The following is a 14,639-nucleotide window of genomic DNA, read 5'->3' on the forward strand; positions in this document are numbered from 1 at the left end:
TGGAACGCCATACTTTGAAGTTATGTTGAACCGCCGTATGCCGAACGGCATGTACGGTGGTGTGAGAGGGGGATTAAATTCCCCCTACTCGATTGAAGGACAGCCTGCTGTGGTGGTTTGGCGCCACAGAAGCCAATTTTTCTTATGCGCAGGATTACATGGCAGTTTATCTCTGCGGCACAGTATTTGCGATATTGTCTGTGGGGCTGAACAATTTCATTACTTGCCAGGGCTTTGCCAGGACAGCCATGTGTTCCGTGGTACTGGGCGCTGCGGCGAATATCATTCTGGACCCGGTTTTTATTTTTATATTTGATATGGGCGTATCGGGGGCGGCGTTTGCTACGGTGCTGTCGCAGCTTGCCTCCTGCCTGTTCACGCTCCGCTTTTTGTTCGGGAAAAAGGTGCCTGTGAAGATCACTTTTAAAGGATATGACTGGAAGATCTGCCGGAGCATTCTGACAGTGGGGCTCACGCCGTTTCTGATCATTTTGTTTGATAATGTGCTGATCATAGCGCTGAATATGGTGCTTCAGCGCTATGGCGGTTCGCAGAGCGATGCGCTTCTGACCTGCAACGCCATTGTACAGAGCCTGATGCTGGTGATCACCATGCCTTTAGGCGGGATCAGCACCGGCACCCAGACGATTCTGGGGTATAATTATGGGGCGAACCGGCCTGACCGCGTCTTGGAAGGGGAAAAACAAATTGTGAAGGCCTGTGTGCTGTTTACTGTAGTGATGTTTGTGCTGGCGCAGACCTGTTCCAGGTACTTTGTGCAGATCTTCACGCAGGATGAAACTTATATAGAAATGAGCGTGCGTTTTATCCGTATCTATACGCTGGGCGTAATTCCTCTTGGAGTTCAGTATGCGCTGGTGGACGGTTTTACTGGGATGGGAATTGTGAAAATCGCCATTTCCCTGTCTTTTTTCCGAAAGCTGATGTACCTGGCGCTGGTAGTGATTCTGCCCATGACGCTTGGCGCTGCCAATGTGTTCTATGCGGAGGCTGTTTCTGATGTGGTCCCGCCCATGGTGACGGCTGCCGTATATCTGTTCAGCATCCGGAAAATTCTGAACCGGAGAGAGGAAGAGGCAAGAGCCGCGGCCGGGTGATTTGGCTCAGATCACCCCGATAAGCTGCAGCGCGTACCTGATCCCGTCCTCCTCGATATCTTTGGTGACGAAAGAAACGCATTGCCGTAGAGAGGCCGGGCGGCAGTTGCCCATTGCGATGCTGCCCGGCACATAATCCAGCATAGGCCGGTCGTTGTTGCCGTCGCCGATGGCGTAGGCCGCCGCCAGAGGAAGTCCGTATGCGTCCAGGACAGCCTGGAGGCCGGTTGCTTTGGTGTAGCCGTTGGGAACAAATTCACTGAGCTGTCCCCGGTCGATATAGGCGAAATCGCCGGACAGTTCCCGGATAAAGCGCTGCAGGTCCGTGTCAGGACGTGTCCAGGTGACAAATTTGTCAAAAGGCATGTCCGGCGCGGATTCCCAGTCTCTGGGTTCCAGCCCCCGGTCCCGGAACCGGCCGTACTGTTCCCGGCAGGGCCTGGAAACCATGTGCTCCCAGTCAAAATAAACGCCGTCTCTGGCTTCCAGCAGGATATCGACCCTGCAATCCCTGGCCAGCTCAATGATTTCCTGTCCTTTCTCATGGGAAAATTCCCGGTGGAACAATTCCTTTTCTCCGATAAAAACATTCGTGCCGCAGCCGCAGACGAACCCGTCGAAGCCCAGGTTTATCAGGCGGGGATCAATGCTGTAACGGGTCCGGCCGGTATTGATGAACATCAGATGGCCGTTTTTCCGGGCCTGCAGGACTGCTTGTACCGCAGATTCCGGAAGACGGTGGGTGCGTTCTGTGATCAGTGTTCCGTCTATATCAAAAAATACAATTTTGCGTTCCATAATTCCTCCTGAAATTGGGATATCCTTCAATGATCTTCCGACTATTATATAAGAAAACAGCCGTCTGCGCAAGGCTGGAATCTTTATAAAGAAATTCTAAAGAAAACATTAAGTTTTTTGAAAAAAATACTTGAGTTTCTTCAGTTTACGCCGTATACTGAGAGAGGATTGCAGATTTCCGGAGAGACCGGAAAACAAAAGAAAACGGAGGGTGACTCATGTTAGAAAAGTTCTTTAAGCTCAAAGAGAACAACACGACTGTCAAAACAGAAGTGATCGCCGGCCTGACAACGTTCATGACCATGGCGTACATACTGGCAGTCAACCCCAGCCTGCTGAGCGCAGCTGGAATGGACGCAAACGCAGTTCTGATGGCAACTGCACTGGCCTCTTTCCTCGGCACTTTGCTGATGGCATTGATGGCAAATTATCCTTTTGCTCTGGCGCCCGGCATGGGCCTGAACGCATACTTTGCGTTTACAGTGTGCGGAAAGATGGGATATGACTGGAGAATCGCGCTGCTGGCAGTATTTATTGAAGGTATTATTTTCATTGTGCTGTCCCTGACAAATGTGCGTGAAGCGATTTTTAATGCGATTCCCATTAACCTGAAACATGCGGTCAGCGCTGGTATCGGCCTGTTTATCGCGTTTATCGGCCTTCAGGGCGCGCATCTGGTGGCCGGAGATTCCTCCACCCTTCTGACTATGATCAGCTTCGGAGAACATCTGAACCAGGAAGGCATCTGCGCGATCCTGGCAGTGCTGGGATTGTTCATCACTGCGGTCATGTATATTAAAAAGGTGAAAGGTGCGATCCTGTTCGGCATTCTGATTACCTGGATTCTTGGAATGATCTGCCAGGCAACCGGCCTGTACGTAATCGATGCGGAAAGAGGTTTTTATTCCCTGTACCCCGCCTTTGATTCCCTGCACCTGGACGCGCTGGGACTGACCTTTGGACAGGCGTTCAGGGCCGATTTCAGCAACGTGAATATCCTGAACCTTATTGTAGTTGTGTTTTCTTTCCTGTTTGTAGATATATTTGATACTTTAGGAACACTGATCGGCGTTTCCACAAAGGCGAATATGCTGGATAAGAACGGCAAGCTTCCCCGCATCAAACCTGCGCTTCTGGCGGATGCAGTGGCTACCAGTGCCGGCGCGATCCTGGGCACATCTACTACTACTACATTTGTAGAAAGTTCCTCTGGCGTGGCTGCCGGCGGACGTACGGGCCTGGCCTCGGTTGTGACTGCAGTGCTGTTTTTGCTGTCCATTTTCCTGGCGCCTGTATTTACGGCAATTCCCGGATTTGCCACAGCTCCCGCTCTGATCTTTGTGGGCTTCCTGATGCTCACCTCCATTTTGAAGGTGGATATGAGCGATCCCAGCGAAGGAATCCCCGCTTACCTGTGCGTGCTGGTGATGCCTTTGTTCTACAGCATTGCGGAAGGTATCGCAGTGGGCGTGATTTCTTATGTAGTGCTGAATGTGTGCTGCGGCAAGGCGAAGAAAGTAACGCCTTTGATGTATGTGCTGTTCGTGCTGTTTATTCTGAAGTATATCTTCCTGTAATAAATATTTATAAAATATTAATGAGTGTGCCGGTTTTTCTAACGGCACACTTATTTTTTTTGCGCTATATTGAAACACGAAGAAGATATTTCTGAACAAGAAAGGAGAGGAGACGTTGTGGAATCTGTTTTGCAATATGTTTTATACCTGCTGATTCTGGTTGCGCTGGCCATACCGCTGGGACGGTATATCAGCAAGGTGATGAACGGAGAAAAGGTAGTTCTTTCCAGAGTTCTTGCTCCGTGCGAAAGAGGGATCTATAAGGTCCTGCATATTGATGAAAAGGAGGACATGAGCTGGAAAAAATATGCTGGAAGCGTAATCGCCTTCAGTGCAATTTCACTGGTAATACTGACTGCAATTTTGATGCTGCAGAAATTCCTGCCCTGGAATCCTGAAGGAATCGGGGGGATGAGCTGGCATCTGGCCTTTAACACATCTTCCAGCTTTGTGACTAACACTAACTGGCAGGCGTATTCCGGAGAGTCGGCGCTGAGCTATTTTTCTCAGGCAATGGGCCTGACCGTGCAGAACTTTGTGACTCCGGCAGTAGGGATCTGCGTTCTGTACGCGCTGATCAGAGGATTCCTCCATCTGAAACATAAGGGAATCGGAAACTTCTGGCAAGATATGACTCGTTCTCTGCTGTATGTCCTAATCCCCCTGTCCATGATCGTTACGGTTTTGCTGGTATCCCAGGGAGTGCTCCAGAACTTGTCCGGTTATCAGACAGTGGATCTGGTAGAACCGATTACGACGGAAGACGGGACTGTGGTCACGCAGCAGGTGATTCCCATGGGGCCGCAGGCCAGTCAGGTAGCCATTAAACAGCTGGGCACCAACGGCGGCGGTTATAACGGTGTGAATTCAGCGAGCCCACTGGAAAATCCCACCCCTTTTTCCAACCTGATCGAAATGATTTCTCTGTTGCTGATCCCTGCCGCGCTCTGCTTTTCCTTTGGCAGGAGCATAAAAGATAAAAAACAGGGGAGAGCAGTGTTCCTGGCCATGTTTATCCTTCTTGTGGTATCGCTGGGAATTGTAGCCTACAGCGAACAGGCTGCTACGCCGCAGATGTCGCAGGACGGCATGGTGGATCTGAGCACAGTGGACCAGGCTGGCGGAAACATGGAAGGAAAGGAAACTCGTTTCGGCATCGCCACGTCAGCGACCTGGGCGGTATTTACAACGGCGGCTTCCAACGGCTCGGTCAATTCCATGCATGACAGCTATACTCCTATGGGAGGCATGATCCCTATGCTTTTGATGCAGCTGGGCGAAGTGGTCTTTGGCGGTGTTGGCTGCGGCCTCTACGGGATGCTGGGATTTGCAATTCTCACGGTATTTATCGCAGGCCTGATGGTAGGGCGTACGCCGGAATATCTTGGGAAAAAGATAGAGCCGCGTGAGATGAAAATGGCTGTGCTGGTGTGTCTGGCCACTCCCATAGGAATTCTGGTGGGCAGCGGCATAGCGGCTGCACTGCCGGCCACTGCGGACAGCCTGAACAACGGAGGAGCTCATGGCTTTTCAGAATTGCTGTACGCCTACTCCTCAGCAGGAGGAAACAACGGATCTGCTTTTGCCGGATTTAATGCCAATACGCCGTTTTTGAATGTGAGTATCGGGCTGGTCATGCTGTTTGTACGTTTTACTCCTATTCTGGCAATTTTGGCAATCGCAGGGAGCATGGCCCGGAAAAACAAAGTGGCTGTTTCGGCCGGCACGCTTTCAACCACAAACGGAATGTTCGTGTTTCTGCTGATTTTTGTGGTACTTTTAATCGGCGCGCTGTCATTTTTCCCGGCGCTGTCGCTGGGGCCTATTGCAGAGCAGCTGCAGAGCCTGGGCCTGTGATAGAGAGGATGTGAGAGAGGATGAATCAAAAAAGTGCATTGCGCGATCCGGCGCTGATTCGCCGGGCGATAAAAGATGCGTTCTTAAAATTAAATCCGAAGGTTCAGATCAAAAACCCGGTCATGTTCCTGGTATTTGTATCTTCGGTGCTGACCACTGTACTATTTATTTTGGGCTTAATAGGAATCCAGGATGCGCCAACCGGGTTTGTGCTGGCAATTACAGTAATTCTCTGGCTGACCGTTTTGTTCGCAAACTTTGCGGAGGCGATTGCCGAGGGCCGGGGGAAGGCTCAGGCCGATGCTTTGAGAGCTTCGCGCAAAGACGTGACGGCTCACCGGCTGAAGGACCCTGCGGATCACAAAGTATTTGAGGATGTCGCTTCCACGGTACTGAAAAAAGGAGAATTCTTCTTCGCCAGCGCGGGGGAACAGATCCCGGCGGACGGTGAGGTTGTTGAAGGCGCTGCCTCTGTAGATGAGAGCGCTATTACAGGAGAATCCGCTCCTGTTATCCGCGAAGCGGGCGGAGACCGCAGCGCGGTGACGGGAGGCACGACAGTGCTTTCTGACTGGCTGGTCGTCCGGGTGACGCAGGAGCCGGGCAAAAGCTTTATGGATCAGATGATCGCCATGGTAGAAGGAGCGTCCAGAAAGAAGACGCCCAATGAAATTGCCCTGCAGATTCTGCTGGCGGCGCTGACGGTGATTTTCCTGCTGGTTGTTGTGTCCCTTTATGCGTATTCCATGTTTTCCGCGGATCAGGCAGGGGTGGGGAATCCTACTTCGGTGACTTCTTTGGTAGCGCTGCTGGTCTGCCTGGCGCCCACCACAATCGGGGCGCTGCTCTCCGCCATCGGAATTGCCGGAATGAGCCGGCTGAATCAGGCGAATGTGCTGGCGATGAGCGGAAGAGCGATTGAAGCGGCAGGCGATGTGGATACCCTGCTTCTGGATAAGACGGGGACCATTACCCTGGGAAACCGCCAGGCTGCGGAATTTGTTCCGGTGGACGGGTGTACGGAACGGGATCTGGCGGATGCCGCGCAGCTGTCTTCCCTGGCGGACGAAACGCCGGAAGGCCGCAGCATTGTTGTTCTGGCAAAAGAACGTTTTGGGCTGCGAGGCAGAAATTTGGGAGACAGGAACATACATTTTGTGCCCTTTACCGCAGCTACGCGGATGAGCGGTGTGAACTACGACGGCGGAGAGATCCGCAAAGGGGCTGCAGAAGCGATCAAAGCTTATGTAGAGGAGGCCGGATATGGCTTCAGCGGCCAGTGCCAGGAAGAAGTGGACCGGGTCGCGCGACAGGGAGGCACTCCGCTGGTGGTGGCGAAAAACCACAGAGTAATGGGTGTTATTTATCTGAAAGATATCATCAAGGACGGCGTAAAAGAAAAATTTGCCGATCTGAGAAAAATGGGCATCAAAACTATCATGATTACAGGAGATAACCCGGTAACGGCTGCAGCCATTGCGGCAGAAGCGGGCGTGGATGATTTTCTGGCTCAGGCGACGCCGGAGGGCAAGCTGGAGATGATCCGGAAATACCAGCAGCAGGGGCATCTGGTGGCCATGACCGGCGACGGTACGAATGATGCGCCGGCGCTGGCCCAGGCGGATGTGGCTGTGGCAATGAACAGCGGCACGCAGGCTGCCAAGGAAGCGGGCAATATGGTGGATCTGGATTCTTCGCCGACCAAGCTGATCGAGATTGTACAGATTGGCAAACAGCTTTTGATGACCCGGGGAAGCCTGACCACGTTCTCCATCGCCAATGACGTGGCAAAATATTTTGCCATCATCCCGGCGCTGTTCATCGCGCTGTATCCTCAGCTGGATGTGCTGAATATCATGCGGCTGCACAGCGCCCAGAGCGCCATACTGTCCGCGACAATCTACAATGCGCTGATCATTGTGGCCCTGATCCCTCTGGCGCTGCGCGGAGTAAAATACAGGGAGGTGCCGGCAGGGAAACTGCTGAAAAAGAACCTTCTGGTGTACGGATTAGGCGGAATCATCGCTCCATTTATTGCAATAAAGATTATTGATTTGATTCTGGCAGTGCTGGGCCTTGTATAAGGCCCGGCGCCAGGGAGAAAAGGAGGCAGAACATGAAAGGAACAGGTCGCGTGATCAGGTCGGCAGGTTTATTTTTCCTGGCAATGACGCTCGTATGCGGTTTATTGTATACCCTGGCATCCACAGGGATTGCTCAGCTGTTTTTTAAAGACAAGGCCAATGGCAGCGTGATAGAGGTGGGCGGAAAGACTTACGGCAGCGCGCTGCTGGGGCAGCAATTTGAAGATGATTCTCATATGTGGGGAAGAATTATGAAAATTGATACAGGTACTTTTACAGATGAAGAAGGAAACCCGGTAATGTGGGCTGCTCCTTCCAACCTGACTCCGGCCAGTGAAGAGTATGCTGAATTAATTCGGGAACGTGTGGAAAAGCTGAGGGCCTCCAACCCGGAGCAGGGAGAGCAGGCGGTGCCGGTTGATCTGGTGACTGTTTCAGGCAGCGGGCTGGATCCGCATATCTCTCCCGCGGCGGCTGAGTATCAAGTGGCAAGGATTGCGGCCAATACAGATTATTCAGAAGATGAAATCAGGAGGATTATTGACCGGTATACGGAAGGACGTTTCCTGGGGATTTTCGGGGAGCCAAGAGTGAATGTGCTGAAAGTAAATTTGGCGCTGGACGGGATATTACAGGAGGAATGATATGCTGTTGTATTCGTATAAACTTGCAGGGGAATATAAAGGCGCTGTCCAATCGGGGACAGTGCTTTCCCAGCCTGCAGGCAGTCTGATGATAGAGCTGGCAGGGGCTTTGGATACTTTCCTGGGGGCGGAGAGAAGTATGCTATACCGTCCGGGAAGCAGGACTCTGAGCATTCTCTACCAAGATGTGCTGCTTCGCTGCGAAGATCTGATGGAGTACGGGGGGCTGCTGGCAGGCGTAAATAAAAAATGGAAGCTTTCCGTGAGCGGGAGCACGCCCTCCAGAGAAACCGGAGAAATGGAATTTTTTCAGGAAGGCAGCCAGATTCTCATGAAAAAATACTGCGTATCAGGAAAAGACTTTCACCAGTTGGACAGTCTGTGCCTGCGGCTCGGGACGGAAGACGCCCGGACGGCTGAGAATATATACCGCGTGCTGCGGAAGTTCCGGGCGGACAGCGCCTGCTGTGCGGTGGACCGTGTGCTTGAGCCCTTTCTCAAAGAGCAGCAGCTGGAATTCTTTGCAGATGGGACACTGTTTTGCTATCTGACGTTTGTTTCGGATGTTATGCCGGAAGAATACCTTTACAGCCTGTCCCTTTCCCAGAAGGAACGGCTGTGGGGGTGCTTCCTCGAGGATTATATGCAGACCAGGGAGTTTGACTGGCTGTATGATCTGCTGATGAGGGGAAGATGTCAGAGACTGCTGGAATGGGAACTGGCCCTTCAAAACTGTCTGGAAAACCTGCAATTTCAGGTGAAAAATACCCCTGACGGCTTTTCTGTGGCAGACGGCAGGGGCAAAGTCCGTATTTTTGATTTTGAAAAGGGAGGAGCGGCGGAACGGGCGTTTTTAAAGATTCTTTTTCCGCTGGGCCGCTGAAGCTGTTTTATACTCTCAGAAACCTGGCAAGGCTTTTATTGCTGCCCATGACCAGGACAGTCTCGCCATAGCGGAAAATATGATCAGGTTTGGGCAGCGGCTCCAGCTGCCCTTCATATTTCACAGCCAGAATATTGATCTGGTGCTGCTGCCGCACTTCCAGATCCACGATGGACCTGCCGATCCACTGGCTGGGAATCGAGGTCTCATAGATGGAATAATCTTTTGTCAGCTCGATATAATCAAACACGTGGTCCGCGCTGTACCGGACCGCAGCCCAGGTGGCCATCTGGCGCTCCGGATAGATTACGTCGTCCGCGCCGTTGCGGAGAAGAAATTTCGCGTGCACGTCTCTGCTGGCGCGGGCCAGCACAAATTTTGCCCCATAGTCCTTGATCAGCGCTGTGGTTTCCAGGGAACTCTGAAAATTATCTCCAATGGCGATGATGCACAAATCAAAATTTCGGATTCCCAGGGATGCGATAAACTGTTCGTTTGTGCTGTCCCCGATCTGTGCGTTGGTTACATAGGGAAGTACGTCATTCACCCGTTCCTCATTGTTGTCAACAGCCAGAACCTCGTGTTTCAGTTCATGCAGTTTCGCTGCAACATGTCTGCCAAAGCGTCCTAAACCAATCAATAATATAGATTTCATTTTTTCCTCTCAATCTTTTAGCCTATTGTAATCTTCTCCTGGGGGACCTGGGAAGGCGCGGGGGTATGGGCGCCGCTCATGGCATATATCAGCGTCAGGCCGCCCACGCGTCCGAAGAACATCAGGAAAGCCAGGATACAATGGGAAAAAACCCCCAGCTCCGGAGTGATGCCCAGAGACAGCCCCACTGTGCCGATTGCCGAAGCTGTTTCAAACAGGGCGGTGAGCATGGGAATATTTTCCGCATAAGAAATGGCCGCGCCTCCGGCTAAAAATAGAAACAGGTACAGGGAAAACAGCGTGGCGGCATGCCGCAGGACTTCTGGCGGAAAACGCCTTCCAAAGCAGCGGATGCTGTCTTGATTTCGGAAGACGGAGCGGATGCACAAAAAAAGGGCTGCCAGCGTGGTGGTTTTAAAACCGCCGGCTGTGGAGCTGGGAGAGCCTCCCACCAGCATCAGGAGAATTATCAGCAGGACAGAAGGCTGCAGCAGCCTGGTCAGGTCCACTGTATTAAAGCCCGCGGTCCTGGGCGTTACAGTCTGAAACAGAGATGCCCATAGGCGCTCTCCACCGGAGCTGAATTTCCATTCAGGCCTGCCAAATTCTGCAAAGAAGAAGTAAATAGCCGGCAGCGCCAGAAGAATGACAGTGGTGACAAGAACCAGTTTGGTATGCAGGCGGTATGCCCGTATATTTAATTTGTTCTGTCTGAAATCATCCCATACAAAAAATCCAAGCCCGCCGATGATGATCAGGCCCATGACAGTGAGATTGACAATAGGATCTGACTCATATCCGGTGAGTGAAGAATAGGGAGAGTTTTTGCCCATCAGGTCAAAACCGGCGTTGCAAAAGGAGGAAACCGAATGGAATACAGCGTTCCAGATTCCACGGGCAAATCCCATCTGAGGAATAAACCGGATGGACAGCAGCAGCGCGCCCACGCCTTCAATCAGCAGAATCATTTTCAGGATAAAGCTGGTCAGGCGGATAATGCCGCCCACCTGGGGCGCGGAAATCGATTCCTGCATGAGAAAACGCTGCTTCAGGCCGATGCGCTTCCCGGTGAAAATAGAGATCGCAATCGCCATTGTTACGACGCCCATGCCGCCGATTTGAATCAGCGCCAGAATCACAGCCTGACCGAAAACCGTCCAGTGCGAGTATGTATCAAAAACCACCAGCCCGGTCACGCAAGTCGCTGAAGTGGCGGTAAAAAAAGCATCCATAAAGCCGGTGCTTTCACCGCTGCGCGCAGCAAACGGGAGCATCAGCAAAAGCGTTCCCAAAAGAATTGTGCCGCCAAAACCGGCGACAATAATCTGTCCGGGAGGAATCCGCTTATGTTTCCAAAACATAATACCTCACCATCTGTAAAAAGTTTCTTTCTTTGTTTTCCTAGATCATAACACATCTGCAGTTAAAAAATAGTTAAGGTTTTCGGGGCGATGTTAATACTGTATAAAGATTGTTCCCTGCGGACCTTAACAAAATTTTAACGTCAGAGCAAAAAAAGAAACAAAAAGATAACTGGGATTGTGATATACTGTACTCGAAAACAGTGACCGAACGCAAAATAAGGAGACCAGGATGCGGCAGGACGGACCGAGCCCCGAACGGCTTCTCAGGCAGATCAGAGAGGGAGAGCCGGACGGAACAGGAAAACTGAAAATATTTTTTGGGTATGCAGCGGGAGTGGGTAAAACCTACGCAATGCTGGAGGCTGCCCAGCGCATAAAGAACAGCGGTGCGGACGTCGTGGCCGGATATATAGAACCACATGCCAGGCCGGAAACCATGGCGCTGGCAGCAGGGCTGGAGCAGCTTCCCCCACTGGAAATTTCCTATAAAGGCATAAAGCTGAAAGAATTTGACCTGGACGCGGCGCTGAAAAGAAAGCCGGAGCTCATCCTGATCGACGAGCTGGCCCATACCAACGCGGAGGGCTGCAGGCATGTGAAACGGTATCAGGACATAGAAGAACTGCTGCGTGCGGGCATCAATGTTTTTACTACTGTAAACGTGCAGCATCTGGAGAGCCTGAACGATATTGTGGCATCCATCACAGGCACCATTGTGACAGAACGGGTGCCGGACAGCCTGTTCGACGCGGCGGAGCAGGTGGAAGTCATCGACGTGGAGCCTGATGAGCTTCTGGAACGCATGGCCGCGGGAAAGATTTACAGGGAAGCGCAGGCTGAACAGGCGCAGGCCCACTTTTTTGTCCCCAAAAACCTGGCCGCCCTCAGGGAAATTGCTCTGAGGCGGACGGCGGACCGTTTGAACAGGAGCGCGATTAAGGAAGGGAACAGTAACGGGGCGGGGGAGCATATTCTGATCTGCCTGTCCGCTGCGCCCTCCAACGCCAAAGTAATCCGTACCGCTGCAAGGATTGCGGAGGCTTTTCATGGCACCTTTACGGCCCTTTTGGTGGAGTCGGACGCCACGCGGGAATTGCGGGGGGACAATCAGAGGCGGCTGCGGATGAACCTCCGCCTGGCGGAACAGCTGGGGGCCAAAATAGCCACAGTGTACGGGGAGGACACCGCCGCTCAGATTGCAGAATACGCGAAGGTCAGCGGCATGACAAAAATAGTGGTCGGGCGGACGAACCACAGAAGGAACAGGCTGTTTCCAAAACAGAACCTCATTGACCGGCTGACAGAGCTGGCTCCAAACCTGGATATTTATGTGATCCCCGACAGCCAGCCGGCGTACAGGAAAAACAGGAGCCTGAGAAAAGAACCGGTTTCTTTTTCCATGATCGACTTGGGGAAAGCCCTGCTGACCATTGCAACAGCTTCTCTGGTGGGCTGGCTGTTTGATCTGGCGGGCTTCAGTGAAGCTAATATCATTACCATATATATATTGGGCATTCTGATCACCGCAATCTGGACCCGGGGGTGGTTTTACAGCGCCTTTTCCTCACTGCTCAGCGTGGTGGTGTTTAATTTTCTCTTTACAGACCCCCGTTTTACTCTGCGGGCTTATGACACAGGATATCCGGTGACATTTGCAATCATGTTGGTAGCGGGCATGATTACCAGCTCCCTGGCGATGCGGATCAAAACTCAGGCCAGACAGGCTGCGGGGAAAGCTTACCGTACAGAAGTGCTGCTGGAGACGAGCCAGCGGCTGCAGAAGGCGGAAAATGAAAAAGAGATTCTGGATTTTACCGCCAATCAGCTGAAGAAATTGCTGGGACGCCCTGTATTCTTCTATTCTTCAGCGGGAGAAGATAACCTTTCCCCAGCGCCGGCCTATCCGGTGGAAAGGAATTCAGACCTGGCGCAGTACCTGACCGCAGAAGAACAGGCTGTTGCAAAATGGGTTTATAAGAATAACAAGCACGCAGGAGCTACCACGGATACTTTCCCCGGATCTAAATGCCTGTATCTGGCAATCAGGGGTAAATCCCGGGCGCTGGCAGTAGCCGGAATAGCAGTGGAAGAATATTCTGTTCCGGATATATTTGAGAAAAACCTTCTGGTAGCGATCCTGGACGAATGCGGCATGGCTCTGGAAAAAGAAAAACTGGATTCTGAAAAGAAAAAAGCCGAACTGGCCGCGGGGCAGGAAGCCCTGCGGGCCAATCTTCTGCGGGCGATTTCCCATGATTTGCGCACGCCCCTGACCAGCATTATCGGAAACGCCGGGATTCTGATGGAGAATGAGGAAGTGCTGAATGAGCAGAAACGGCACGGCCTGTATGCCAGCATCTATGACGACTCTATGTGGCTGATGAATCTGGTGGAAAACCTGCTTTCTGTTACGAGGATTGAGAACGGGACGATGCATTTAAAAATGGAGCCGGAGTTGATGGACGAGGTATTTCATGAGGCGTTGGGGCATCTGGACAGACGGTCTTCCCAGTACAGCATCACTACAGTTCTGGAGGATGACCTTCTGATGGCGGAAATGGATGTGCGCCTGATTGTTCAGGTAATCATCAACATAGTAAACAACGCGGTCAAGTACACGCCTCCGGGCTCACATATTGAAGTGTCCGCCCGTTCAGCCGGACAAAAGGTAATGGTGGAGATTGCGGACGATGGACCCGGCATACCGGATCATGAAAAACAGCATATATTTGATATGTTTTATACTGCGGACAATGTCAGAGGGGACGGCCGGAGAGGTTTGGGCCTGGGGCTGTCCCTGTGCAAATCCATTGTTCACGCGCATGGAGGGACGATCAGCGTGAGGGATAATTCCCCCCGGGGATCTGTGTTCTGTTTTACATTGCAGGAAGTGGAGGTCAACACCAATGAATAAAGCAAAGATTTTAATTGTAGAGGACGATGCGGCGATCAGCAACCTGATTTCCACAACATTGGAAACACAGGGGTACCAGTACCATGTTTCCAGAACCGGATCTGCGGCCATTTTGGAATCCGCGTCCTATAACCCTGATGTGATCATTCTGGACTTGGGCCTGCCTGATATGGACGGAATAGAGATCATTAAGAAAGTGCGCGGGTGGACCAACACCCCGGTGATCGTGGTCAGCGCCAGGAGTGAGGACTCCGATAAAGTGGGGGCGCTGGACGCAGGGGCGGATGATTACCTCACAAAGCCGTTCAGCGTGGAAGAGCTGCTGGCCCGGGTGCGGGTGGCTCTTCGCCGGGTGCGCTATGACAGCTCAAAACTGAGGGAAGAGGTCAGCGTGTATACAAACGGAGGCCTTAAAATCGATTATGCAGCAGGCTGCGTTTACGCGGAAGGCCGGGAGATTCATTTGACGCCCATTGAATATAAACTACTGTGCCTTCTGGCGAAAAATACGGGAAAAGTTCTGACTCATAATTATATATTGAAAGAAGTATGGGGAACTGCCCTGGCATCGGATACGCCGTCTTTACGTGTTTTTATGGCAACGCTGAGGAAGAAAATTGAACCAGTGCCTTCTGAACCTCGGTATATCCAGACCCATATCGGTGTGGGATACAGGATGCTTCGAGTTTAGAAACTGAAAGTAGTAATCTGCCCGCGCTTCACATAAACTTATGAAAAAGGGCAG

The 14,639-nt window shown here is 51.9% G+C and carries 11 protein-coding genes; 8 read left to right on the top strand and 3 right to left on the bottom strand.

Annotated features, from left to right (window positions below):
* Positions 1–92 precede the first annotated feature (92 nt).
* Complete coding sequence (locus tag EV209_RS11550) at positions 93–1,118, top strand: MATE family efflux transporter (RefSeq protein WP_243647581.1); 1,026 nt, start codon at positions 93–95, stop codon at positions 1,116–1,118.
* A gap of 6 nt (positions 1,119–1,124) precedes the next feature.
* Here the strand turns inward: EV209_RS11550 and EV209_RS11555 are convergent, their stop codons facing one another.
* Positions 1,125–1,916, bottom strand: coding sequence for an HAD hydrolase family protein (locus EV209_RS11555; RefSeq protein ID WP_130435633.1), 792 nt, complete (start codon positions 1,914–1,916; stop codon positions 1,125–1,127).
* 218 nt (positions 1,917–2,134) lie between these two features.
* On the opposite strand from EV209_RS11555, the gene EV209_RS11560 reads away from it, so the two are divergent.
* From EV209_RS11560 to EV209_RS11580, 5 genes are all read left to right on the top strand, one after another.
* Positions 2,135–3,493, top strand: a complete 1,359-nt coding sequence (locus EV209_RS11560; RefSeq protein WP_130435634.1) for an NCS2 family permease — start codon at positions 2,135–2,137, stop codon at positions 3,491–3,493.
* 117 nt (positions 3,494–3,610) lie between these two features.
* Positions 3,611–5,350: a potassium-transporting ATPase subunit KdpA gene (kdpA, locus tag EV209_RS11565; RefSeq protein WP_130435635.1), complete on the top strand. Its 1,740-nt coding sequence runs from the start codon at positions 3,611–3,613 to the stop codon at positions 5,348–5,350.
* A gap of 20 nt (positions 5,351–5,370) precedes the next feature.
* Complete coding sequence (gene kdpB, locus EV209_RS11570; RefSeq protein WP_130435636.1) at positions 5,371–7,434, top strand: potassium-transporting ATPase subunit KdpB; 2,064 nt, start codon at positions 5,371–5,373, stop codon at positions 7,432–7,434.
* Positions 7,435–7,466: 32 nt separating this feature from the next.
* Positions 7,467–8,078, top strand: coding sequence for a potassium-transporting ATPase subunit KdpC (gene kdpC, locus EV209_RS11575; protein WP_130435637.1), 612 nt, complete (start codon positions 7,467–7,469; stop codon positions 8,076–8,078).
* A 1-nt stretch (position 8,079) separates the two neighbouring features.
* Positions 8,080–8,961, top strand: a complete 882-nt coding sequence (locus EV209_RS11580) for a hypothetical protein (protein WP_130435638.1) — start codon at positions 8,080–8,082, stop codon at positions 8,959–8,961.
* 7 nt (positions 8,962–8,968) lie between these two features.
* Here the strand turns inward: EV209_RS11580 and EV209_RS11585 are convergent, their stop codons facing one another.
* Positions 8,969–9,616, bottom strand: a complete 648-nt coding sequence (locus tag EV209_RS11585; RefSeq protein WP_130435639.1) for a potassium channel family protein — start codon at positions 9,614–9,616, stop codon at positions 8,969–8,971.
* Between the two features lie 17 nt (positions 9,617–9,633).
* Positions 9,634–10,977: a TrkH family potassium uptake protein gene (locus tag EV209_RS11590; protein ID WP_243647582.1), complete on the bottom strand. Its 1,344-nt coding sequence runs from the start codon at positions 10,975–10,977 to the stop codon at positions 9,634–9,636.
* Positions 10,978–11,209: 232 nt separating this feature from the next.
* Here EV209_RS11590 and EV209_RS11595 point away from each other — a divergent pair, with 232 nt between their 5' ends.
* On the top strand, positions 11,210–13,894 hold the full coding sequence (locus EV209_RS11595; protein WP_130435640.1) for an ATP-binding protein: 2,685 nt from the start codon (positions 11,210–11,212) through the stop codon (positions 13,892–13,894).
* Positions 13,887–14,585 (top strand): response regulator, encoded by a 699-nt coding sequence (locus tag EV209_RS11600; RefSeq protein ID WP_130435641.1) that lies wholly within the window; start codon positions 13,887–13,889, stop codon positions 14,583–14,585. Before EV209_RS11595 ends, EV209_RS11600 begins: the two co-directional genes overlap by 8 nt.
* Positions 14,586–14,639 lie beyond the last annotated feature (54 nt).

This window comes from Cuneatibacter caecimuris (assembly GCF_004216775.1).
Lineage (GTDB): Bacteria > Bacillota > Clostridia > Lachnospirales > Lachnospiraceae > Cuneatibacter > Cuneatibacter caecimuris.